This window comes from Methylobacterium sp. 1973, assembly GCF_040545035.1.
Classification (GTDB): Bacteria; Pseudomonadota; Alphaproteobacteria; order Rhizobiales; family Beijerinckiaceae; genus Methylobacterium; species Methylobacterium fujisawaense.
Genome location: NZ_JBEPLA010000001.1, coordinates 483,012 through 506,297 on the forward strand (window position 1 = coordinate 483,012; position 23,286 = coordinate 506,297).

Genomic DNA, 23,286 nt, shown 5'->3' on the forward strand with positions numbered 1-23,286 from the left:
CTGCACGATGCGTGCGGAAATTCAGCACGGTCCCGGTCAGGCCGGCGGCGGCCGGAACGCCACCATGTGGTCGGCCAGCCAGCCCAGCAGCCGGGCCGCCCCCTCGGGCAGCCGTCGCCCGGCCCGGATGACCAAGTGGGCGCTCGCCTCGGACAGGATGGCGTCGCGCAACGGCACCGCGTCCAGAAGGTCGGCGCGCAATTCGGCCGCGACCACGAAGCGGGGCAGGAAGGCCACCCCCATGGCCGCCATGACGAAGCGGCGGTGCAGCTCGAAGGACGCCGTCTCCAGCCGCGGCACCAGCCGGAACCCGCCATCCGCCTCGACGCGGCCGAGGAGCTGGCGCACCCCGTGGTCGGGCGGCAGCAGGGCGGCCGGCTCGGTGGCGAAGCTGCGCAGGGGAACCGGCGCCGACCCATTGGCGAGGGGGTGCCCCTTCGGCAGGACGGCGAGCAGGGGCTGCCGGGCGGAGACGACGCCGCGGACATCCGGATGCGCGGGCGGATTGTAGACGAGGCCGATATCCGCCTCACCCCGCGCGATCGCCGCGAGGATGCCGTCGGTGGTGCCGATCTCGACCTGATAGGCGATGCCCGGATGGTCCTGCGCGAAGCCCGCGAGGGCGTTGTCGAGGAGGTCGATCAGGAAGCCAGCGCCGCAGCGCAGGCTGATCGTCCCCCGCTGCACCCCGCGCAGGCGCTTGAGCTGGTCCTCGAGGAGCGCCGCCTCGTCGGCCTGCCGCTGCGCGTGCTCGGCGACCAGACGGCCGGCCTCGGTGGGGACCACGCCCCGGGGCAGGCGTTCGAGCAGCGTCTCGCCGACCTGCGCCTCCAGCTCGATGATCTGCCGACTGACGGCCGAGGCGGCGACATTCAGGCCCTCGGCGGCGGCCCGGACCGAGCCCGCGCGCACGACGGCGAGGAGATAGCGCAGGGCGCGGTCGTTCACGGCGGCGGGCCTCCGGCGGCCGCACCGTGCCGGTCGACCGCGACGGTCCCCCGCGCCACGACGAGCACGGGCGCCTGGCGCTCGACGATCACCTGGGGCACGTTGCCGGCGCGGAAGGCGACCAGGTCGGCCCGGGCCCCCGGCGCCACCACGCCCGGGCCCAGCCCCAGAACCCGCGCCGGGACGGTTGTGACGGGATCGAGCAGCGCGGCGAGCTCTCCGTCGGTGCGGAGATCGAACCGGTAGGCGGCGAGCTGGGCGCGGTCGACCATGCCGGTGACCGTGGCGGGATTCCAGCAGTCGCGGACATTGTCGGTGCCGAAGCAGACCGGGACGCCGAGGTCCCGCAGCCGCGGAATCGGCGGGCACCGGCGCCCGCCCGGCACGCTGCTGAGGATCGCGACGCCGGCCCGGTTCAGGCCTTCCGCGATCCGGCCGAGTTGGAGATCGTCGGCTTCCGCGAGGGCGAAGGCGTGGCTGATCGTGACCCGCCCGCCGAGGCCGGCCGCCGCCGTGCGGGCCGCGATCGCCGCGATCGTGTCGAGGCCGGCTTCGCCGCCGTCGTGAAGGTGGATGTCGATACCCCTTCCGTGACGCTCGGCCAGGGCGAAGACGATGTCCAGGTGACCGTCGCGATCGCCGTCGATGCCGACGGGATCGAGGCCGCCGACGAGATCGGCGCCCATCCGCAGGGCCTCGTCCAGGTCATCCGCGACCGGCGGGCATCCCAGGATCCCGCTCTGCGGGAAGGCGACGATCTGGATCTGCATCCGGTCGGACCAGCGCGCCCGCAGGTCGAGGATCTGGGCGAGGTGGTCGAGCCGCGTGACGTCGTCGATGTCGACATGGGTCCGCAGGCTCGTCGTGCCGCCGCGGAGCATGCGTTCGAGGAGGGCCTCGGCGCCCTGCGCGGCGAGCGGCACCCGCGTGGTCCGGCGGAAGGCCTTCTCGTCCGCGATGATCGCGCGGACGGATCCCTGCGCCCGGTGGGGGCGCCACGCGAGGCCGAGCAGGCACTTGTCGAGGTGGACGTGCCCGTCCGCCAAGCCCGGCAGCACCAGGGCGCCGCCGAGGTCGATCGTGCGTGCAGCGGGGGGCAGCGGCGCGCCGGGATCGTGCAGGATGGCCACGCGGCCGTCCCGGATGTCGATGGTCGCCCGGCGGCCTTCGGCGAGCGTGACATCGCGCAGGCGCAGGTCGCAGGGGGCTACCGTGTCAGAACCGGGACTCGACGTCATGCCGGGGCTCCTCTCGCATCCTGATCCGCGGCGGCCATCAGAGGGGCCGGCCCGCCGCCACGACGGTCCGGATGGCGAAGCTCGATTGCAGCCGGGCCACGCCGGGGAGACGCGACAGGACATCCTTGTGCAGCCGCTCGTAATCGGCCGCGTCGACCACCTTGAGCTTGACCAGGTAATCGGCCGTCCCGGTCATCAGATAGCAATCCTGCACCTCGGGACAGCGCCGGACGGCCGCCTCGAAGCGGTTGAGGTAATCCTCGGTCTGGCGGTCCAGGGTGAACTGCGTGAGCACCACGAGGCCCGGCGCGTCGGCGCCGCCGCCGATCAGCGCCGTGTAGCCCCGGATGATCCCGGATTCCTCCAGCAGGCGCACGCGGCGGTGGCAGGCGGAGGCGGACAGGCCGATTGCGGCGGCGAGGTCGGCATTGCTGATCCGGCCGTCGACGCGCAGGGCCTGGATGATGCGGCGGTCGATCTCGTCCACGGCGGGTCACGAAGGATCTTCGAAATCGCCGTAGAAAATTGCACGAGCCGCCAATCGTCGCAAGACGCTTCGACACATCGCACGCCTGTTCGACGATCCTCCGTATAGCTTGGCGGCAGCGCATCAGGGAGCCGCCCCGGGGGTCGCCATGAGCAGGATCGATCGCGATCACCGGCCCGATGCCGGTCCCGCAGGCACGGCAGCCGCGCTCCTGACGATCGACCTCGGGGCCATCGCCGACAATTACCGTGCCCTCGCGTTGCAGGCCGGGCCGGCCGTCTGCGCGGCGGTGGTCAAGGCGGACGCCTACGGGCTCGGCGCCGAGCGGGTGGCGCCGGTCCTGGCCGCCGCCGGCTGTCGGCACTTCTTCGTGGCGCAGGTCGGCGAGGGCGTCGCCCTCCGGGCGATCCTCGGCCCCGGCCCCGTGATCGCCGTGCTCAACGGCGCCTCCCCGGGCAGCGAGGCGGCCTGCGCGGCCCACGACCTCGTCCCCGTCCTCAATGACCGGTCGCAGCGCGACGGCTGGCAGGGTCTCGCCCGGCGCCTGGACCGGCGCCTGCCCGCGATCCTCCAGATCGATTCCGGCATGGCCCGGTTCGGCTTCGCGCCGGACGAAGCCTGCGCGCTCCTCGACGCGCCGGACGCGCTCGCGGGCCTCGACCTGCAGCTGGTGATGAGCCACCTCGCCTGTGCGGGCGAGTTGGACAGCCCCGTCAACGCGGCGCAACGCGCCGTCTTCGAGGTCGTCCGGCGGCGCCTGCCGGCCGTGCCCGCGAGCCTCGCGGCCTCCTCCGGGATCTTCCTCGGGCCGGACTTCCGGTTCGACCTGGTGCGCCCCGGCGCCGCCCTCTACGGGATCGCCCCGCAGGCGGACGCCCCGAATCCGATGCGGCCGGTGATCGGTCTGCGGGCGCGGGTGATGCAGACGCGCAGCGTCCCGGCCGGAACCCCCGTCGGCTACGGGCACGCGGCGACCGTCGGCCGGGACAGCCGCCTCGCCACCGTGGCGATCGGCTACGCGGACGGGTTCTTCCGCAGCACCGCCGGTGGGGCGGCCTGGTTCGGCGGCACGCGCCTGCCCGTGGTCGGGCGGGTCTCGATGGACAGCCTCGTCCTGGACGTCACCGACCTGGCCCCCGGCACGATCGGGCCGGGGGCGCTCGTCGACATCATCGGGCCGGAGCGCGACGTCGACGCCGTCGCCGCGGCGGCCGGCACGATCGGCTACGAGGTCCTGACCAACCTCGGCCACCGCTTCCACCGCGTCTATCTCGGAGCCTGAGGCCCGCCATGAACGTCCTCATCCTCGGCGGCGGCGTCGTCGGCGTCACCTCGGCCTATTACCTCGCCCGGGCCGGCCATCAGGTCACCGTGCTGGAGCGCCAGCCCGGCGCCGGCCTGGAGACCAGCTTCGCCAATGCCGGCCAGGTCTCGCCGGGCTACGCGGCGCCCTGGGCGGCCCCCGGGATCCCCGTGAAGGCGCTCAAGTGGCTGATGATGCGGCACCGCCCCCTGGTGCTCTGGCCGCGCCTGGAGCCCCGCCTCTACGGCTGGCTCACGCGGATGCTCGCCAACTGCACCGAGGAGGCCTACCGGCGGAACAAGGGCCGCATGGTCCGGCTCGCCGAGTACAGCCGCGACGTGCTGCGCGACCTGCGCACCGAGACGGGCATCGCCTACGACCACCGGGAGAAGGGCACGCTGCAGCTCTTCCGGACGCAGAAGCAGCTCGACCATGTCGGCGACGACACCCGCGTCCTCGACGCCTACGGCGTGCCCTACACGGTTCTGGATCCGGCGGGCTGCATCGCCGCGGAGCCCGCGCTCGCGGCGGTGCCGGACGTGTTCGTCGGCGGCCTGCGGCTGCCGGGCGACGAGACCGGCGACGCGCACCTGTTCACGCAGCGCCTCGCCGCGATCTGCGAGGGCCTCGGCGTCACCTTCCGCTACGGGACGGCGATCGCGCGCCTGCACCATGCCGGCGACCGGGTAACGGCGGTGGAGACCGCCGATGGTGAGCTCCTGCGGGCGGAGGCCTACGTGGCGGCGCTCGGCAGCTACACGCCGGCCCTGCTGCGCCCCCTCGGGATCCCCCTGCCGGTCTACCCGGTGAAGGGCTATTCCCTGACCCTGCCCATCACCGATGCGGCCGCCGCCCCGGTCTCGACGGTGATGGACGAGACCTACAAGGTGGCGATCACCCGGCTCGGCGACCGCATCCGCGTCGGCGGCACCGCCGAACTCGCCGGTTTCAGCAGCGCCCTGCGCCTGCCGCGCCGCGAGACCCTCGCGCGCTCGGTGCAGGACCTGTTCCCCGCGGGCGGCGACCTCTCCCGGGCCGCGTTCTGGACCGGCCTGCGGCCGATGACGCCGGACGGCACGCCGATCGTCGGGGGCACGCGGATCGCGAACCTGTTCACCAACACCGGCCACGGCACCCTCGGCTGGACGATGGCCTGCGGCTCGGGCCGCCTGCTCGCCGACCTCGTGTCCGGCCGGGCGCCGGAGATCGCGAGCGACGATCTGGCGCTCGACCGCTACGCCGCGTGAGCCGGCCGGGCTTTCCGCGCCGCGTGGTGACGGCGGTGCCGGCACGCGGCGCCCTGGGGACGTGGCGCACGGGCACAGCCTCGCCTCGTCCTGCGCCGGGCCGGCCCCGACCCTGCCGGCGCCGAAGCGGCCGCCGCGAGCGGTCGCCGCGAGTGGTCGCGAAGCCCTGCCACGGGCCTGCCCAATGATTCGGCACTCTTCGCGACACGACTGCAAGTTGATTACATCGCGTTCATGAAGCGCCGATGTCCGACATCACCGGACGACTTCACAACGGCCTGAGCAACCCTTCGCATCCCGTCGAGTTTAGGATCTGAACCAACGATCCGGGTGCGCAGATGAGTTTCATCGTCGTACAGGGCAGGGAAGATCAAGAGCAGGCGGATGCCGTGCTCAGAGGCGTCGCCGACGGGCTGGCCAGCCTGTTTCCCGTGCCCGATCATCCGCCCGGTGTTCAGGACCTGCTGGATGCCCGGACACAGGAGGCCGGCATCCGCGCAGGCAGCATCGCAACGTCGAGCGGGCGGAGTACGAAGCGCGCGAAAGCGGGTGCGCGCCGCAGCGGGGATATGGGGCCGCCTCCGGCCCGCTCCGTGAAGACTGCTCCCGCCGGGGCGCTGCGCGGATCGCCTCCGCAATACAGCCGCACGCGGGCGCGGCGGGCGAGATCCGAGGCGAAGTCCGAGCGTCGCGACCAGTCCTGAGCCCGAGGCCGGCGGTCACACCGGCCTCAGCGCGGCCCCGCCACGGTCAGGCCGAACCGCCGGATCTCCCCGGGCATCTGCTCGAGCGGCAGGACCTTGGCGGCCGCGCCGCGATCGATCGCCTCCTTGGGCATCCCGAACACCACGCAACTCGCCTCGTCCTGCGCCACGGTCTGCGCCCCGGCCCGGCGCATCTCCAGCAGGCCGTTGGCGCCGTCGTCGCCCATGCCGGTCATCAGGATGCCCAGCGCGTTCGCGGCCGCCGCCCGGGCGGCCGACCGGAACAGCACATCGACGGATGGGCGATGGCGCGCGACAAGCGGACCGTCCTTCACCGACACCGCGTAGCTGCCGCCCCGGCGCTCGACCATGAGGTGCCGCCCGCCCGGGGCGATCAGGGCCCGGCCCCGCAGCACCGGATCGCCGTCCTCCGCCTCCTTGACGGTGATCGCGCAGAGCCCGTTCAGGCGCTTGGCGAAGGCCGCCGTGAAGTGCTCCGGCATGTGCTGCACGATGACGAGGCCGGGGGACTCGGCGGGCAGCACCTCGAGCACGTCGCGCAGGGCTTCCGTCCCGCCCGTCGACGCGCCGATGCAGACGATCCGGTCGGTCTCGACCACGACGCGTCCGGGCACGGGCGGCGGCAGGACGACATCGGCCGAGAGCTTCGCTTCGACGAGCTGTCGCGGCGGCCGGCTGCCGCGCAGCTTGGCCCGGGCGGCCGCGCGCACCGCGTCGCAGACCCGCACCGTGGATTCGAGCAGGAACTGGCGGGTGTCGACCCGCGGCTTCGGCAGCACGTCGACGGCGCCCGCCTCCAGCACCTCGAACAGGATCCGGGAACCCGCCTCGGTCAGGGTCGAGCAGACGATCACCGGGAGCGGCTTCTGCGCCATGATCTTGCGCAGGAAGGTCAGGCCGTCCATGCGCGGCATCTCGAGATCGAGGATGATGACGTCCGGGATCTCCTCCTGGATCCGGCGCGCGGCGATGAACGGATCGGCCGCGGTACCCAGGACCGCGATGTCGGGCGCCGTCTCCAGGATGCCGCACAGGGTCTGGCGGACGGAGGCCGAGTCGTCGACGATGAGGACGCGGATCGGTCTCGACGCATTCACCGGCCGGAATCCCTCAGCTTGCTGAAGACGGTCGAGGACATCTGGTCGAGGCCCGCCACGCCGACGCCCGCCATCGATTCGGAATGGCCGACGATCAGGTATCCGCCGGGGCGCAGGTGCCCGGCCAGGCGTGCGACCACGGCCTTCTGGGTCGGCTTGTCGAAGTAAATCAGCACGTTGCGGCAGAAGACGAGGTCGACGTCCCGGTCGATCGGGTAGCTTTCGTCCATCAGGTTGAGCCGCTGGAACCGCACCCGGGCGCGCAGCTCGGGCACGATCCGCCCCTCGCGCCGGGCCGGATCGCGCGCGACCATCACGTAGCGCCGCCGCAGGTCCGGCGGCACCGCCTCCAGCATCTCCTCCGGGTAGATCGCCGTCCGGGCGCGGTCGAGCACCTCCGAGGAGATGTCGGTCCCGAGGATGGCATAGCGGAACCGGTCGGCGGCCATGTCCTGCAGGACCATCGCCAGCGTATAGGCCTCCGCCCCGGTCGAAGCCGCCGCGCTCCAGACCTTGAGCAGCGGCCGGTCGCCCCGCGCCGCCAGCCGCGGGACGATCGTCGTGCGCAGCAGATCGAAATGCGCGGGCTCGCGGAAGAAGTCGGTCTTGTTCGTCGTCACGCAGTCGACGAGGTGCGGGAACTCGTCCGCGAGATGGCCCGCCTCGAACAGGTGGTGGCCATAGGCCTCGAGGGTCGGAAGATCGAGGGCGCGCATGCGCTTGCGCAGCCGGCCCTCGACCATGGTGCGCTTGGCCGGCGGCAGCTGGATGCCGGCATGGTGCTGGACGAGGTCGGCGACCGAGCGGAAATGCCGGTCGCTCAGGTGACCCGGATCGGTCTCCATGGGCCCGGGTCCGCTCAGGCGGCCTGGGGCGACGCGGCGAGCGCGGGCCCGTCGCCGTCCATGAGCGCGACGAGGTCGAACACCACCACGAACGCCTCGCCCCGGCGGCCGATCCCGGCGATGTAGCGCGCGTTCCAGCGGCCGCCGACCTCGGGGGCCGCCTCCATCTCGGTCCCGTCGAGTTCCGTCACCTCGATCACCCGGTCGGCCACGAACCCGACCCGCAGCGCCCGGCCCGGCATCGGCACGTTGAGCAGGATGATCCGCGTCGCCGGCGTGCGCGCCACGGGCGGCAGTCCGAGCTTGGTGCGCAGGTCCACCACCGGGTAGCTCTGCCCGCGCACGTCGATCATGCCGAGCAGGAAGGCCGGCGCCTGCGGCAGGGCCGCCGGGACCCGGTAGTCCAGGATCTCGTGGACGTGCTCGACGTCGATCCCGAAGGTCTCGGCGCCGAGACCGAGGGTCAGGTACTGCCACACACTGGACATGCAGGGTCTCCGGATGGACTGCGACGCGCGCCGACGGCGGGATCCGCGCGGGGACGAGCGCCGCGCGGATCCGGGCCTCGCCCGACAGGTCGGGCGACCTGTCGGATGACCTGTCGGGCGAGGTGTCAGGCGACGCGGGTGAAGGCGGCGTCCTGCGCGTCGCCCTCGCCCATGTCGAGGGCGAAGCCCCCGGCCGCGGCCGGGTTGCGCCCCACCGCCCGCTTCGGGCTCGGCGAGCGGATCGCCGCCGAGGGCGCGCCCATCCGCGTCGCGGTCGCGCGCAGCCGCGTCACCGCCTGATCGACACCGGCCAGAGGCCCGACCGGTGCGGCCGCCTCGGTGATGCGGAAGTAGGCGATCGTCGCCTGCAGCTTCTCGGCCTGGGTGGCCAGTTCCTCGGAGGTGGCCGAGACCTGCTCGGAGGCGCTGGCGTTCTGCTGGGTCACCTTGTCGAGCTGCTGGATCGCCTGATTGATCTGGCCCGAGCCGACATCCTGCTCGCGGCAGGCGGCGGTGATCTCCTCCACCAGGCTGGCGGTCTTCTTGATGTCGGGCACGAGCTTGCCGAGCATGTCGCCGGCCTGCTGGGCGGCCTTGACGGTGTCGGACGACAGCGTGCCGATCTCGGCCGCGGCTGCCTGGCTGCGCTCGGCGAGCTTGCGCACCTCGCTGGCCACCACCGCGAAGCCGCGGCCGTGCTCGCCGGCCCGGGCCGCCTCGACGGCGGCGTTGAGGGCCAGCAGGTCGGTCTGGCGGGCGATCTCCTGCACGATGGTGATCTTCTGCGCGATGGTCTGCATGGCCTCGACGGCGCGGCCGACGGCGACCCCGCTGGCCTCCGCGTCCTGGGCCGATTGCCGGGCGATCGTCTCGGTCTGGCTGGCGTTCTCGGCGTTCTGCTTCACGTTGGCGGCCATCTCCTCCATCGAGGCCGAGGCCTCCTCGGTCGAGGCCGCCTGCTCGGTCGAGCCCTGCGACAGCTGCTCGGCCGAGGCCGACAGCTCCTGGGACCCCGCCGACACGTTGCTCGCCGCCGCGCTCGCCTCGGCCACGACGGCGCGCAGCTTCGTCAGCATGGTCTGCAGGGCGATGCCCATCGTGTCCTTGTCGGAGAGCGGCCGGGCCTCGACCCTGAGGTCGCCCTGGGCGATGGCGTTGGCGAGCGCGGCCGTCGCGTTCAGGTTCTCGGTCATGCGGCCCATGGCCCCCACCAGGTCGCCGAGCTCGTCGTTGGAGGTGACCTTCGCGGTCTGGCTCAGGTCGCCCATCGCCACCGCGTCGGCGAGGGTCACGGCGCGGCCGAGGCCACGGGAGATCGAGAAGGCGAGCCAGGTGGCGATGCCGAGGCCGAGGAGGAGCGCCGCCGCAACGGTGGCGAGCAGGATCGTCTGGCCCTCGCTCGCATCGGCCTTGGCCCTGCCGACGGCGTCGATCATGCGGCGGTTCTGGAATTCGGCCAGCGCGTCGAAGGCCCGGTTCGCCGCGAGGCTCAGCGTCGCGTATTCGCCGGAGGCGAGGTCGGCGGCCTTGACGGCGGCCCCCGTCTCGATGGTCGCCAGCGCCTTCTGGAACGAGGCCGACCAGGCGGCGTATTTCTGGCGCACCCCCTCGGTCGAGATGCCCTGCGCGGCGCTCGCGCGCAGGAGGTCGTCCATGGCGTGCGCGACCTCATCCCGCACCTGCTTGGCCGCGTTCACCCGCTGCTCCAGCACCTCGAGGGTCGTCGCACCGGTCGCCGATTGAAGCTGTCCCCAGGCCCGCTCCATGCGGATCTGGAAGGCGGCCGCAGACTTGGCCAAGTCGTCACCCGATGTCTCGCCCGAGCGGCCCTTGGCCAAGGTGTCGAGTTCCGAACGGAGCGCCGCCGTCGCCGGCCGACCCGTCGTGTTGATCTCGGCCCAGGTCCTGACGCCGGAATTCTGCTTCGTCAGATCGATGATCTTCCCGGCCAGGGCGCGCTGCTTCTCGTACTTGTCGGACAGGTCATCCAGCAGCCGCTTGCCCTCATCCGCGACGATGTAGCCCTTCGCCTTGGCCAAGCCCGCCACGGCGTCGTTGCGGTTGTCCGCAGCGCGCTTGCTGAACTCCGTCATCTGGGCGTCATCGGTGCTGATCACCGCCGCCCGCACGTTGCTGACGCCATTGATCGCGTGGCCCTTCGCGTCCAGCACGAGGGCCTGCAGCTCGGCGCGGCTGATGACGAACTTCATCGACTCCTCGGAAGACATCAACTTCTGATAGCCGACGCCGCCGGCCGCGGCGGTCAGGAGCAGGACGGCGCCGAAGCCGCCTGCGAGCTTGGCCTTGATCGAGAAACGCATCGTACTCACCCCACGCACGCAACACTTGGACAGGACAGCCACAAGACTTCAGTTGAGGATCTGCTCGAGTTCGGGGACGATGATGAATTCATCCCTCGCCTTGACGATCGACCGGATGTATTCAGGGCGCCACGTCGTGCCGACCGGCGGCACCGCCTGGCAGCTCGCCGGATCGATCTCCGTCACCGCGAACACCTTGTCGGCCACCAGCGCGACCACCACCGGATCGCCCCCCACCGCAACCTCCAGCACCAGGAAGCGCGTGTCCGGGCTGTCCGCCGCCGCCGGCATCCCGAACCGCTCGCGGATGTCGGCCAGGGGGATGACGTTGCCGCGCACGTTCACGATCCGGTCGATATGCGGCCGTGCCCCCGCCACCCGCGTCGCCGGGATCGGATCGATGATCTCGCGCACCATCCCGGCATCCAGCGCGAAGCTCTCCGTTCCGATCCGGAACATCACCACCTGCTGGCCGCCCCGCGACCCCGCCTGCGGTCCGGTTCCGAGAGAACCGCTCGTCACGCCGCCGCTCATCACGCCACCTCCTGATACGCGCGCGCGCCCTCGGCGCCGCCGCCGCTCACCAGCCGGCCGACATCGATGATCAGCGCCGCCGTGCCGTCGCCCAGGATCGTCGCCCCCGAGAACGTCGCCACGTCCGCGTGCAGCTTCGACAGCGACTTGATCACCGTCTGGTGGTTGCCGATGATCTGGTCCGCCACCAGCCCGACCCGGGCCTCGCCCGCCGCGACGATGATCACCTTCTGGTGCAGCTCCGGCTCGCCCGCGGCCCCGAACAGGCTGCGCAGCCGCAGGAACGGCACCAGCGCGCCCCGGATGTTCAGGAAGTCCCGCCCGCGCCCGCCGCGCTCGCCGGCGGGCAGCTCGACGCATTCCTCCACCGCCGCCAGGGGGATGACGTAGCGCCCCTCCCCCACCCGGATCAGCAATCCCTCGATGATCGCCAGCGTCAGCGGCAGGCGCAGGGCGACCGTCGTGCCGCCCCCCGGCTCGGTCGCGATGTCGATCGTGCCGCGCAGGCTCTCGATCGTCTTCTTGACGACGTCCATGCCGACCCCGCGCCCCGACAGGGCCGAGATCTCCTGGGCGGTCGAGAAGCCCGGCGCGAACAGGAACTGGTAGACCTGCTGGTCGGTGAGCACCGCGCCGGGCGCGCACAGGCCCTTCTCCTCGGCCTTGGCGCGGATGCGTGCCGCGTCGAGCCCGGCGCCGTCGTCGCGCACGCTCACCAGCACCTGGGCGCCGACATGCTCGGCGGTCAGCGTGATACGCCCGGTCGCGGCCTTGGCGGCGGCGGCCCGGCGCCCGGGCGCCTCGATGCCGTGGTCGATGGCGTTGCGGATCAGGTGGACGAGCGGGTCGGCCAGCCGCTCGATCACGGTCTTGTCGAGTTCGGTGTCCTCGCCGCCGGTGACGAACTCCACCGGCTTGCCGAGATCGCGCGAGAGATCGTGGATCAGGCGGCGGAAACGGCCGAACAGCGCGCCGATGGCGACCATGCGGATGCTCATCGTGGTGTCGCGCAGCCGCGCCGACAGGCGCTCGATCTCCTCCGCGATGCCCTTGAGGCCGGGATCGGCGCTCAGGCCGGCGAGCTGGCTCAGCCGGGCCTGGGCGATGACCAGCTCGCCGACCCGGTCCATCAGCTCGTCGAGCCGCTCCGCCTCGACCCGCACGCTGCTGGCCGGCCGCTCCTCGGCCCGCCGCGCCGGGCTCCGCTCAGCGGTCGGGGCCGCGGGCGCGATCGCCGGCGGCGCGACGGGTGGGGCTTCGACGGAGGCGATGGCGGCGAGACCCGCCGCCGGAGCCGTGACGGTCGGCGGCGCAAACGGCCCGGGCGCGGCCTCGACCGGTTCGGGTGCGGCGTCCGGCTGCGCCGGCGAGACCGGGACCAGGGTCAGGGTCATCTCGTCCCGCACGAACAGGAAGACATCCTCGATCGCCTCGCGGGTCACGGCCGCGCGCAGCGTGACGTCCCAGCCGATGGCGAGGCTCTCGGGATCGAGGCCCGGCAGTTCGGGCAGCGCGTCGAGGCGCGGCACGATCGTGCAGGCGCCGAGGTCGCGCAGTTCGTCGAGGAGCGCCAGGGGATTGGTACCGTTGCGCAGCACGTCGGGCGCGAAGGCGATGCCGATCTGCCAGCCGCCCTCCACCATCGGGATGGGATCGGCGACCGGCTCCGGATGGGGGGCCAACGGCGCGGCGGCGGGGCGGCCGGTGGTGCCGAGGAGCTGCTCGAGTTCGGCCAGGATGGCCTCGCCGATGATGGGCGCGCTGGCCTCGGGCTCCTCGATGAGGCCGCGGATATAGTCTTTGGCCGAGAGAGAGACGTTGACGAGGTCGTGGCCGACCGGAACCTCGCCGCGACGGACGCGGTCGAAGGCGGTCTCGAAGTCGTGGGTGAAGGCGGCGACCTGCTCGAAGCCGAACATGGCGCCCGAGCCCTTGATGGTGTGCAGGGCGCGGAAGGCGGTGTCGATCAGGGCACGGTCCTCGGGCCTGTCGCCGAGGTCGAGCAGGGTCGTCTCCAGGCAGGCCAGAAGCTCGGCGGCTTCGGCCCGGAAGACGTCGGCGGGATCGAGAGCAGTCATGGGACGGTCGGACCCGCTCACGCTAGACACAGATGCAGAATGAACCGCCCGGCTTCGAGCGAACGCGAAGACTTCGACTTTGTCACCGGGCGAATGTCTTTGAACTCAAGCGTTCGGCTGGATTGCCGAGTCGCGCCGCACCCTCACGGCGACGCGAAACGACGATCATCCGCCGCCCGATTTCGCCGGTTGTATATAATCCGACTAAAAATTTTCGGTTAACGCCGAGGTTTCGATGCCTGACGGACAGTATATCCGCCCATTGCCCAGAGGATTTGATTATCGGATACTGAGATCGCGTGAGCCGTGGATCACAGGATCGCCGTGTCCGGCATCCTGCGCCGGTCGGTCCGGCACGGGCTCTCGTCGTGCATCCCATGCGGATGCGGGCCGCGGCCCTGCTGGGTGCGGCCGGCGGAGAGACGGGGATGAGACGTGGGGCCGGTCGCGGCAGATCCGACGCCGAAGCCCCGGCCGCGGCGCAACCGCCGACCGGGCCGGACCGGATTGCCCGCGGACCGCGCCTGGCGGCGCGCTCGGGTTCAGAACAGGTCGATGCCGTCCAGATCGTCGGCGGCCGGGCGCTGCGCGACCGGGGCGACCCCGAGCAGTCGCTCCGTCAGGCGCGCCCGGACCTCGCCGAGGGTGCAGCGCGCGATCGCCGCCTCGATCCAGGCCGGGTCGGCGCCGGAATCCGGCACCGCGCCGTCGCCCGCGCTCGCTCCGGAGAGACGGCCGAGTTCCGCACCGGCCGCGCGCAGCAGGCCTTCGACGTTCTCGATGCGCTGCTTGGCCCGGTCCTGGAACTGCATCGCCACGATCGCCGCCGACACGTCCTCGGTGATGGCCTGCGTCGTCTCGGCGGTCTGGCGCAGGACGCCGGCGACCTGGGCGTTCTGCTCGACGAGGGCCCGCATCACCATGCGGACGCGCAGCTCGGCGGTGCGGCTCTCCTCGGACATGTCGATCGCCGCGATGTCGCCCAGCAGGGCGTGGCTGCTGCGCAGGTCGGCCGCCATGGTGCCGATCTGCTGCTTGATCACGTCCGACAGGGCGTTGATGGTCGTGGCGAGGCCGCGCACCTCGTCGGCGACCACCGCGAAGGCCGCGCCGCTGCTGCCGGCCCGGGCGGCCTCGATCTTGGCGTTCAGGGCAAGCAGGTTGGTCTGGCGGTTGATCTTCTCGATCTCCGCCACGCTGCCCTCGACCGACGACAGGCCGTCGAGCGCCCCCGCCAGCCCCTGCGCGAGGGTCGTCCCGCGGGAGGACATCAGCGTGATCCGCGCGATCAGCGCGGCGAGCGTCTCGCCGAGGCCGGCGGCGACATCTCCGAGGTCCAGGGTCTTGTCGTCGATCCGTACGGTCTGAACCGAGGCGACGAGGCCGCGCACGATCTCCGACTGCTCGCAGGTCGAGGCCGCGATGTTCTGAAAGCGGTTGGACAGGCCGTGGACATTCGCCTCCACATCCGCGGAGACGATCCCGAGCTCGGCGATGAGGGCGTCGAGCAGCGTCCGCTGCTGCGCCGAGAGGCCGAGCCAGGCCTGCAGCAGATCGGCCGACCGCGTGGCGGCCGCCGGGTCGGCCGGGATCTCGATCTGCGGCGCCGGCGACGTATCGGCGGCAGGGGATGCCATCGTCTCGGGACGATCCGGCGGCGCGAGCGCGGAGCCGGACACCGCGCCGGATCCGCGCCGTCCGTCGGCCCGCCGGAAGCGGGCCGGGACCTGCCTGAGAATGTCGTGGGCAGCTTGGAAGGACATCAGATGTCGGATCTCTCGGCGTCGACCGTCGCGCGCCGGTCAAGCCGCAAACCGATGGACGGCGTCGGCCCGACAGTAAGGATCGCCGTTAAAGAAAGCGTTATCACCGGCAATGAAGCGCAAGAGCGAGACAACATATTTCTGTATTGACGCTTGAATTCCGTTCCATGCTGAATCGAATTCCAGCTGTGCAGCGTCCGGCGGCGGCGGCAACAGCGGTGGATTGGTCTGCCGTCGGTCAGAAAGAATTTACCCGCCGCGGTGTTGTCTCCGCCGGAGAGGCGCAGCGGCGCCCAATCCTGTCGTCGAGGGCCTGAACCCGCATGTCCGAGGCTTCCGTCCTCACGCTCGAATCCGACTGCACCATCCGGACGGTCCGGTCGCTGCAGGGCGCTTTGGCGGCGGCCCTCGCCGGCGCGACGCGCCTCACCCTGGACTGCGCGGCGGTCGAGCGCGCGGACATCACCTTCGTCCAGATCGTGCTCGCGGCGGACAAGGCGGCACAGCGTCAAGCCACGGAGATCGCGCTGGCCAATGTGCCGCCGGCGGTCAGCGGCGCGTTCCAACGCGCTGCGATCGCCCTCCCCGGCCAGGCACTCCGCTAGGCCCACGCTTCAGGCACAAGAACGGAATCCTTGTCATGGCCACTGTCCTCGCCGTCGACGACTCGCCCAGCATCCGGCAGATGATCAAGGTCGTCCTCGGCCCGGCCGGCCACACGGTGATCGAGGCCGGCGATGGCGCCGAAGGCTTGGCGAAAGCCAAGAGCGCCAGCCTCAACCTCGTCATCACGGATCTCAACATGCCGGTGATGAACGGGCTGGAGATGATCAAGCAATTGCGGACGTTGCCCGCCTGCACGGGCGTTCCGATCCTCTTCCTGAGCACGGAATCGGACGAGGGCATCAAGCAGCAGGCGAAGGCGGCCGGGGCGACCGGCTGGATCACCAAGCCGTTCAAGCCCGAGCAGCTGCTGGCCGTCGTGTCCAAGCTGGTGCGCGCCTGAGGGCGCGGGGCCGGTCCCGGCGGCGCGGCCTTCCGGGACGCCGGCCCCGAGACGTCGGCGCCATCCCCCGCACCGCGAGCGGGGACGCGCGTCGCCGTCACTTCAGGTGATAGGCGACCCCCGCGATCAGCGCCTTTTCCTCGGTGTTGATGGTGCGCCGCGGGTCGGCGCCGAACTTGTTGCGCCAATACTGGAACCCGGCGAAGACCTCGACCCGGTTGGGGGTCCCGGCGAGCAACTGCCCGACATCCAGGACAAGGTTCGTCTGTGAGGCGAACTCTAATTGCGTGTCGTTCTGGTTGATCGTGCCGTAGCGCCCCTTGGGCAGGATGATCGTGTTGAAGCCGGCCAGGGACAGCGGCAGCCCGGTGAACGGCAGCGGGATCGTGTAGGTGATCTCGAATTCCGGGGTCAACTTGAACTCGACACTGCGGAAGTGCGAGTAATCGAAGCCCGGCACGGCGCCATTCCCGGGAATGCCCGGCGTGGGCCCGTTCCCCGCAAAGCCGTTGCGGGAGAAGTCCTTGTAGCCCTGGACCTTCAGGTTCACGAACCCGGCCGGCACGTCGAAGGCGAAGCTGAGGCCGAAGGTGCCGGCCCGCTTCTCGGCGTCGAAATACGTGTCCTTGGTGTTGATGTCGGCACCGAACGACAGGCCTACATCCTTGACGAAGCCCGGAATCGCGAAGGTCTCGGTATCGAAGATCTTGTTAAAGCTCAGGACGCCGCGATAGATCAGGTAGATTTCGGTCGCGCCGTAATCCTTGAACGGGCGCCGCTTGTCGCCCGCAGGATCCTGGGAGCCGGATGTGAGGATGTCGAGGGAGATGAGGTTGGTGCCGTAAGCCCATGAGTCGGCGTGAAACACGTTGACGACGTTCTTCGGCACCTCGCGCGGGGCGAACCCACCCTGCGCCGTGCCGTCGGGACGCCGCACGAAGAGCCCGGGCTCCGCCGACGGGCCCTGGAAGCGGTAGCTGACCACCGTGTCGGAGAAGCCGAGGTACGAGGGCGGCGGCGCCGCCATCACGGTGGCGGCCGCCACGGAAATTCCGGCCTCCTGGCGCTCCGCGCGGGCCGGAGCCCGCGCCCCGGGAACGCGCGTGCCGCCTGCCGCCCCGGCGATCTCCGGAGCCGGGGACGTGGCCGAATCCGGCGAAGGCTCGGCCCGGGCCGGCTCGACCGGCCCGGATCCGCAGGCCAGGATCAGCAGACCCGCCGCGGAGAACGGCCTCATCCGGGATAGCAACCGGAGCCCGGTCAAGACAGCTTCCAGAAGGCAAGGATCATGATCGCGTAGGCGGCGATCAGCAGCGCAGCGCCCTGAAGGTTGGCCCGGGCCCGCCGCCCCGGAGCCGGCGACAGCCACCAGCCCAGCCGCCGGGCCGTCCAGGGCACCATCTGCGCGGTGAGGAGCACGCTGAACACGTTGCCGATGAACAGGGCGACCGGGAAATCCAGCTTCAGCATCCCGGAGAGGATCGGCGTGCCGACCAGGACCCCCCACAGGAACACGGTGGGGTAGAGCGTCAACACGACGATCATGTTCATCTTCCACGCCGCGGGCGCCGGGCCTCCGGCGGGGGCGACGGTGCGGAACCATTGCTCGAAGCCGCTCTGCACCGTCCGCGTGTGGAATTCCGCGGTCAGCGGCGCCGCTTCGGCGACGAGGGCCCGCCGCTCGGCCGAGTCCATCCAGGTTTGCAGGTTCGCCTCGCCGTCGAAGCGCAGGATCGCGACGTAATCCTCCTGCACCCCCGGCACGGCCGGTTCGAACCGGTAGCCCTGCATGCCGGGCGCCTTCGACTGGGCGGCGGCGATCTTCTGCTCCCACTTGAGGTAGGCGGCCTCCAGGCCGGGCTTCACGCGGGTGCTGATCACCGCGCTGACCGGCGACGTGCGGGCTGCACTGGCATCGTCCTTGACGATATGGACGTCGTCGCGGCCCACGAGCATGGGCGTGGCGCCCTCGATCCGGGCCTGCCGCTCGGGCGAGGCCAGCCACGCCCGCGCCTGCTCCAGGCCGCTGAAGCGCTGCAGGATGACCCAATCCACCTGCAGCGGCGGCCGCGGCGGGATGAGCTGCTGCTCGATGAAGCCCGGAAAGGTCGCCACGACGGCATGGGTGTCGGACTGCCATCGGGCGAAGGCGTCGGCGCTCTCCGGCCGGATGGTCGTCTGCGTCACGATGGTGACGGACGTCGAGGCACCGCTCATGAACCGACGCACTTCCGTTGCACGACGCCCTGCCCTCGCCCGCTCGTGCGAAGCGGGGTGCGGCCCTCGGCGCTAAACCGAGCCACACCGCCGGGCGGATCGAAGCATCGGTTCGGGGACCATCACACCGCGACCGCGGCAGACTTGAAGAAGCCTTCCGCCCACAAAAGACGAGGAGGAACAGCCGAAGATTGGTCTCGCATCGCATAGCCGCCGTTCCGCCGGCGGCGTCGCTCTGCATGCTCCCATCAGCAAGCCGACACCAGTTAAAGTCAAGGCCTTGGCAGAAAATGCCAATGTAAATATTGTAAATATAATACAATACAGGTATAGATCGTTCTTTGAACCAAAACATCGAAAGGATAGTTATATCTCGGGGACGCAGCCAGAATCGCCGGACTTTTCCAGCGCGCCGGCGCCTCGCGTGCCGCAGGTCTGGGACGGAGCGACAACAAAAAGGCGGCGCGCTGGCCAAACGGACGAGGCGGAGGCGGAAATATTTTTTCTTGTTCCTGCGTCTCAGACCGAGCGCCATCCGACTTCGCGAACTCCACGGCGCGACTGCAACGCCTCGGATCTGCTGCAGGAACCGGGACCCCGGCGAATCTGATCGTCTATGCTTCAGATATTTATTGCATTCGTGAATATTTACAATTCAATTGCGGCGGATGTCTTGACGGCGTTGACGCGTCTCGCGGTGCCATGTCTAGTCAGATCGTCGTCGGATCATGACCATCCGGTATTGGCGAACGGACATGCGCTTCACGGGACGCACGGCCTTGGCGGGACGACCTGATCTGCGAGAACCATCGCGGCGGATGCGGGCGCGGCTCGATCCCCCCCCGCAACCTGCGCCGTTTCATCGACCCACGAGACCATCTGTCCCGAACCGAAGGCGATGCCGGTCTCCGAGGCAGGATTCTTGATCATACGGCGCCAAGTTCAAATCCGTTGATCGACGATCATACCCCCGGACATCGACAAGAACATCGCCGCAGATCATAGTCGCACTTGGCCTGAAAACATGACGAAGCAGAGGATTCGATGACCGAAAAACACGAACAGTTCATGGCCCGCGCGATCGCGCTGTCGGAGAAGACGTCGCTGGTCGACAGTGCCGGCGGCGTGTTCGGCTGCGTGATCGTCCAAGACGGTGAGATCATCGCGGAGGGCGCCAATCGCGTCGTCGCCGAGAACGATCCGACGTGGCACGGGGAGATCGAGGCCATCCGCAAGGCCTGCAAGTCGCAGGGTACCTTCAAGCTGCGGAACGCGACGCTCTATACCAGCGCCGAGCCTTGCCCGATGTGCATGGCGGCCGCGTATTGGGCCGGGATCAAAAATGTCTACTATGCGGCTCAGGTCGAGGACGCGCTCGAATACGGCGGCTTCGACGACAGCATGATCTACGCCGAGCTCAAGAAGGATGTCGGGGAGCGCTCGATCCCGACCCAACAGATCATGCGCGAAGAAGCCGTCGAGGTGTGGAAGAAATACGCCCAGAAGGCGGACCGCGTCCCCTATTGAGGGTCGGGCCGGGCGACCGCCCGCAACCTTGCACCCGCTCAGGCAGATCGGTCCGGGCGGGTTCCTCGCTCGTGCAGGGCTTGGCCATGAATGCTGAGGATCTGAGGACGCTCTGCAAGGGTCCCGTCATCGACGCGGGCGATGCGCAGTTCCGGAACGCCCTTCATGGGAATCTGTGGAACCGGCTGATCCCGGACCGGGCGCCGCGCATGATCGTGAAGGCGGCCGACGAGGACGACATCATCGCCACCGTAAAGTTCGCCCGCGCGCATGGCCTCAAGGTGGTCGTCCGCGGCGGCGGCCACAACTGGTGCCAGCCGACGCTGCGCAACGGCGGCATCCTGATCGACCTCGAACGCCTCAACAGGATCCTCTCGATCGATGTCGAGCATCGCAGGGCGGTCATCCAGCCCATCCTCAGCAATCGCGAGATCCAGACGGCGCTCAACGCCCACGGGCTCGCCTTTCCGACCGGCCATTGTCCGCAGGTCAAGGCCAGCGGCTACTTCCTCGGTGGCGGCATGGCCTGGAACCCCACGGTCTGGGGATACGGCACCGAGAGCCTGGAGGCGATCGAACTCGTCACGGCCGAAGGCGCGCTGATCCGGGCGAGCGAGTCCGAGAACGCGGATTTCTTCTGGGCCGCACGCGGCGCAGGCTCGGGTTTCTTCGGCATCGTCACGAAATACTTTCTGAAACTTCACCCGCTGCCGAAGGCGATTCATGGCAGTCAGTCCTTCTATCGGCTCGCGGATGCCCCGGCTGTCGGCACCTGGCTGGGGCAGGCCGCACCGGCGATCTCGCCCAGCGTCGAGCTGACCCTGTTCCTCGTCCAGCCCCCGCCCGCGCTGGCGGACAGGGCGGCCGGCAGCAACGGCTGGGTCTGCATGGTCACCGCGACCGCCTTCGAGGACGATCCGGAAGCGGCCCGGCGCGCCTTGCAGCCGCTGGACGATGCGCCGGTCGAGCCGCTGTCGCGTTCCCGGGTCGCGCCCCTCGATTTCGAGCAGCTCTTCGATGCCTCCGGCGCGCTTTTCCCGGAGGGCGTGCGATCCAGAGTCGAAGCCACCTATTCCGACCACTGCCCCGGCGCGGTGATGGCGGCCATCCTGCCGGCCTGGCAGCGGGCCCCCTCGGCGATCTCGGTGTTCCTGACGACGATCTTCTGCGGGCCCCATGTTCCGGGGCCGCAACGGGACATGGCGCGCTCGATCACCTCCAAGATCTATGGCGGCCCCTGGACGATGTGGCACGATGCGGATGCCGACGCCGTCAATGCCGAATGGCATCGGGCGGTGACCGCCGTCTTGAAACCGTTCAACGTCGGGTACTACATCGGCGAGACCAACACGGTCGAACAGCCCGAGATCGTCGCCCAGGCCTTCACGCCCGAGAAGTGGCGGAGGCTGTGCGACCTGCGGGACAGGTACGATCCGGACCGCGTCTTCTTCGATTATTTCGACGGCCTCACCGCCGAGCCGAGTCGAGAGGTCGGATAGGATCGGACGTCGCGACGGTCGACCCGACGACGCAGGCCGGCCGCGCGATCGGACGAGGCCCTAGGCGTCGACCTTCGTCAGGAAGTCGAAGTCGCAGCCGTGCGGGGCCTGCGTGACGGTGCGGCGGTAGAGGGCCTTGTAGCCCCGGGCCGGGGCCGGCGGCGGCCGGTGGTCAGCGAGCCTGCGGGCGATCTCGTCGGCCTCGACCAGCAGGTCGACCCGCCTGTCCCGGATCGACAGGCGGATCCGGTCGCCGTCGCGCACCGCCGCCAGCGGTCCGCCCACCGCCGCCTCGGGCGCCACGTGCAGGACGATCGAGCCGAACGCCGTACCGGACATCCGGGCGTCGGAGATCCGCACCATGTCCGTCACTCCCGCCCGGGCGAGCTTCTTCGGGATCGGCAGATACCCGGCCTCCGGCATGCCGGCGGCGTGGGGACCGGCGTTCTGCAGCACGAGGATATCGCCCGGCTCGACGTCGAGGTCGGGATCGTCGATGCGGGCGGAGAGATCCTCCAGGCCGGTGAACACCACCGCCCGACCCTCGGATTCGAACAGCGCCGGGGTCGCGGCCGCGCGCTTGAAGATCGCTCCGTCCGGGGCGAGGCTGCCCGACAGGGCGACCAACCCGCCCACGGCCGAGACCGGCTCGGCGAAGGGGCGGATCACCGTGCGGTCGACCCAGCCGGCGGGCTCGTCCAGGCGCTCGGCGAGGGTGCGGCCCTCCACATCGACGGTGTCGAGGTGCAGGAGCGGCCGCAGCTCGCGCAACAGCGCCCCCATGCCGCCGGCGGCATGGAAATCCTCCATGTACCCCTGACCCACGGGCTTCAGATCGACCAGAACCGGGGTCTCGTCCGAGATCTGGTTGAAGCGCTCGGGGGAGACCCGGATGCCGAGCCGCCCGGCGATCGCCGTGAGATGCACGATGGCGTTGGTCGAGCCCGAGACCGCCATCAGCACCCGGATCGCGTTCTCCACCGACTTCTCGGTGATGACCTGGGAGGGCCGGATCTGCGTCTCGATGAGACGCACGGCGGCCCGGCCGGTCTCCTCGGCGGCCACCAGCCGGTCGGAATGCACCGCGGGGATCGCCGCGGTGCCGGGCAGCGATAGGCCCAGCGCCTCGGCGATGCACGCCATGGTCGAGGCCGTGCCCATCACCGCGCAGGTGCCCTGCGTGACCGAGAGCCGTCCCTCGACTTCGGCGATCTCCTCCGCATCGACGGTGCCGGCCCGGTACTTCGCCCAGAAGCCCCGGCAATCCGTGCAGGCGCCGAGCCTCTGCCCGCGGTGGCGCCCGGTGGACATCGGCCCGGTGACGAGCTGGATCGCCGGCAGGTCGGCGGAAGCCGCCCCCATGAGCTGGGCCGGCACGGTCTTGTCGCAGCCGCCGATCAGCACGACCGCGTCCATGGGCTGGGCCCCGATCATCTCCTCGGTGTCCATGGCCATCAGGTTGCGATACATCATGCTGGTCGGGTTGAGGAAAACCTCGCCGAGCGACACGGTGGGGAAGGGCCGCGGCAGGGCGCCGGCCGCCAGCACGCCGCGGGAGACCGCCTCCACCAGCTCGGGCATGCCCCGGTGGCAGTTGTTGAAGCCCGACGGCGTCATCGCGATGCCGACCACCGGCTTGTTCAGGAGTCCGACCGAGATGCCCATGGAGCGGGCGAAGGACCGGCGCAGGTAGCGCGCGAAGTCGCGGTCGCCGTAATTGGTCAAGCCGCGATCGAGGCCGTGCGGTTCGTCGGTCATCGTCGGATCCTGTTTCGAAGGCGCGGATGTCTGCGGTGTCGTCCCGGGCCTCGGGCACCCTGTCGGTCATGCCCTTCGCGACCGGAGACCGTGCCGGCCGTCGGAGCCTTCGCGCAGCCGATCCGGCCGGGCGCGGCCCGGCATCCGGAGGTGCGCGCCGAAGCCTTCGGCAGGTGGACCGGGACCGCTCGTCCGGACCGGGCCC

21 protein-coding genes are annotated in these 23,286 nt (G+C 70.5%); 8 read left to right on the plus strand and 13 right to left on the minus strand.

Annotated features, from left to right (window positions below; genetic code table 11):
- Nucleotides 1-36: 36 nt before the first annotated feature.
- The 3 genes from ABIC70_RS02430 to ABIC70_RS02440 are packed head-to-tail and all read right to left on the minus strand — an operon-like array spanning nt 37 to nt 2,673.
- Nucleotides 37-948, minus strand: a complete 912-nt coding sequence (locus tag ABIC70_RS02430; protein WP_043354113.1) for a LysR family transcriptional regulator — start codon at nt 946-948, stop codon at nt 37-39.
- Nucleotides 945-2,186, minus strand: a complete 1,242-nt coding sequence (locus ABIC70_RS02435) for an amidohydrolase (RefSeq protein ID WP_274926412.1) — start codon at nt 2,184-2,186, stop codon at nt 945-947. The genes ABIC70_RS02430 and ABIC70_RS02435 overlap by 4 nt, the downstream gene beginning before the upstream one ends.
- Nucleotides 2,187-2,223: 37 nt before the next feature.
- A complete protein-coding gene (locus tag ABIC70_RS02440; RefSeq protein WP_043354111.1) occupies nt 2,224-2,673 on the minus strand; it encodes an Lrp/AsnC family transcriptional regulator in 450 nt (149 codons plus the stop codon).
- Nucleotides 2,674-2,821: 148 nt separating this feature from the next.
- On the opposite strand from ABIC70_RS02440, the gene alr reads away from it, so the two are divergent.
- The 3 genes from alr to ABIC70_RS02455 all read left to right on the plus strand — a co-directional run bounded on the left by alr (nt 2,822) and on the right by ABIC70_RS02455 (nt 5,927).
- Nucleotides 2,822-3,955, plus strand: coding sequence for an alanine racemase (gene alr, locus ABIC70_RS02445; RefSeq protein WP_354438774.1), 1,134 nt, complete (start codon nt 2,822-2,824; stop codon nt 3,953-3,955).
- Nucleotides 3,956-3,963: 8 nt separating this feature from the next.
- Nucleotides 3,964-5,223 (plus strand): D-amino acid dehydrogenase, encoded by a 1,260-nt coding sequence (locus ABIC70_RS02450; protein ID WP_053609641.1) that lies wholly within the window; start codon nt 3,964-3,966, stop codon nt 5,221-5,223.
- Nucleotides 5,224-5,561: 338 nt separating this feature from the next.
- Entirely contained in the window at nt 5,562-5,927 is a 366-nt protein-coding gene (locus tag ABIC70_RS02455) for a hypothetical protein (protein ID WP_287089720.1), read from the plus strand.
- A 26-nt stretch (nt 5,928-5,953) separates the two neighbouring features.
- Here the strand turns inward: ABIC70_RS02455 and ABIC70_RS02460 are convergent, their stop codons facing one another.
- The 7 genes from ABIC70_RS02460 to ABIC70_RS02490 form a co-directional block, all read right to left on the minus strand.
- Entirely contained in the window at nt 5,954-7,045 is a 1,092-nt protein-coding gene (locus ABIC70_RS02460) for a protein-glutamate methylesterase/protein-glutamine glutaminase (RefSeq protein ID WP_043389114.1), read from the minus strand.
- A complete protein-coding gene (locus tag ABIC70_RS02465) occupies nt 7,042-7,890 on the minus strand; it encodes a CheR family methyltransferase (RefSeq protein ID WP_043354100.1) in 849 nt (282 codons plus the stop codon). The genes ABIC70_RS02460 and ABIC70_RS02465 overlap by 4 nt, the downstream gene beginning before the upstream one ends.
- 14 nt (nt 7,891-7,904) lie before the next feature.
- The gene (locus tag ABIC70_RS02470) at nt 7,905-8,378 is read right to left on the minus strand and encodes a chemotaxis protein CheW (protein ID WP_043354099.1); all 474 of its coding nucleotides are present in this window, start codon (nt 8,376-8,378) and stop codon (nt 7,905-7,907) included.
- Nucleotides 8,379-8,503: 125 nt separating this feature from the next.
- Complete coding sequence (locus ABIC70_RS02475; RefSeq protein WP_043760008.1) at nt 8,504-10,699, minus strand: HAMP domain-containing methyl-accepting chemotaxis protein; 2,196 nt, start codon at nt 10,697-10,699, stop codon at nt 8,504-8,506.
- Nucleotides 10,700-10,747: 48 nt separating this feature from the next.
- A complete protein-coding gene (locus tag ABIC70_RS02480; protein WP_043354088.1) occupies nt 10,748-11,233 on the minus strand; it encodes a chemotaxis protein CheW in 486 nt (161 codons plus the stop codon).
- Entirely contained in the window at nt 11,233-13,311 is a 2,079-nt protein-coding gene (locus ABIC70_RS02485) for a chemotaxis protein CheA (RefSeq protein WP_043760006.1), read from the minus strand. Before ABIC70_RS02485 ends, ABIC70_RS02480 begins: the two co-directional genes overlap by 1 nt.
- A 542-nt stretch (nt 13,312-13,853) precedes the next feature.
- Entirely contained in the window at nt 13,854-15,074 is a 1,221-nt protein-coding gene (locus ABIC70_RS02490) for a methyl-accepting chemotaxis protein (RefSeq protein ID WP_354438777.1), read from the minus strand.
- 3 nt (nt 15,075-15,077) lie between these two features.
- Here ABIC70_RS02490 and ABIC70_RS02495 point away from each other — a divergent pair, with 3 nt between their 5' ends.
- The 3 genes from ABIC70_RS02495 to ABIC70_RS02505 all read left to right on the plus strand — a co-directional run bounded on the left by ABIC70_RS02495 (nt 15,078) and on the right by ABIC70_RS02505 (nt 16,080).
- The gene (locus ABIC70_RS02495; RefSeq protein ID WP_354438778.1) at nt 15,078-15,224 is read left to right on the plus strand and encodes a hypothetical protein; all 147 of its coding nucleotides are present in this window, start codon (nt 15,078-15,080) and stop codon (nt 15,222-15,224) included.
- A gap of 173 nt (nt 15,225-15,397) precedes the next feature.
- Nucleotides 15,398-15,679, plus strand: coding sequence for an STAS domain-containing protein (locus tag ABIC70_RS02500; protein WP_043389130.1), 282 nt, complete (start codon nt 15,398-15,400; stop codon nt 15,677-15,679).
- Nucleotides 15,680-15,714: 35 nt separating this feature from the next.
- The gene (locus ABIC70_RS02505; RefSeq protein ID WP_043389132.1) at nt 15,715-16,080 is read left to right on the plus strand and encodes a response regulator; all 366 of its coding nucleotides are present in this window, start codon (nt 15,715-15,717) and stop codon (nt 16,078-16,080) included.
- A 97-nt stretch (nt 16,081-16,177) separates the two neighbouring features.
- Here the strand turns inward: ABIC70_RS02505 and ABIC70_RS02510 are convergent, their stop codons facing one another.
- Together ABIC70_RS02510 and ABIC70_RS02515 are read right to left on the minus strand one after the other, a co-directional pair.
- On the minus strand, nt 16,178-17,317 hold the full coding sequence (locus ABIC70_RS02510; protein ID WP_354438779.1) for a hypothetical protein: 1,140 nt from the start codon (nt 17,315-17,317) through the stop codon (nt 16,178-16,180).
- A gap of 23 nt (nt 17,318-17,340) precedes the next feature.
- Nucleotides 17,341-18,297 carry a putative antibiotic biosynthesis monooxygenase gene (locus ABIC70_RS02515; RefSeq protein ID WP_043389137.1) on the minus strand — a complete coding sequence of 319 codons (957 nt, stop codon included), beginning with the start codon at nt 18,295-18,297 and terminating at the stop codon, nt 17,341-17,343.
- A 1,044-nt stretch (nt 18,298-19,341) separates the two neighbouring features.
- Between ABIC70_RS02515 and ABIC70_RS02520 the strand changes: the two genes are divergently transcribed.
- A complete protein-coding gene (locus ABIC70_RS02520; protein ID WP_043389139.1) occupies nt 19,342-19,824 on the plus strand; it encodes a nucleoside deaminase in 483 nt (160 codons plus the stop codon).
- Nucleotides 19,825-19,910: 86 nt separating this feature from the next.
- The gene (locus ABIC70_RS02525) at nt 19,911-21,323 is read left to right on the plus strand and encodes an FAD-binding oxidoreductase (RefSeq protein ID WP_354438781.1); all 1,413 of its coding nucleotides are present in this window, start codon (nt 19,911-19,913) and stop codon (nt 21,321-21,323) included.
- Between the two features lie 60 nt (nt 21,324-21,383).
- Here ABIC70_RS02525 and ABIC70_RS02530 read toward each other — a convergent pair whose 3' ends face one another.
- The gene (locus ABIC70_RS02530; RefSeq protein ID WP_354438782.1) at nt 21,384-23,081 is read right to left on the minus strand and encodes an IlvD/Edd family dehydratase; all 1,698 of its coding nucleotides are present in this window, start codon (nt 23,079-23,081) and stop codon (nt 21,384-21,386) included.
- Nucleotides 23,082-23,286 lie beyond the last annotated feature (205 nt).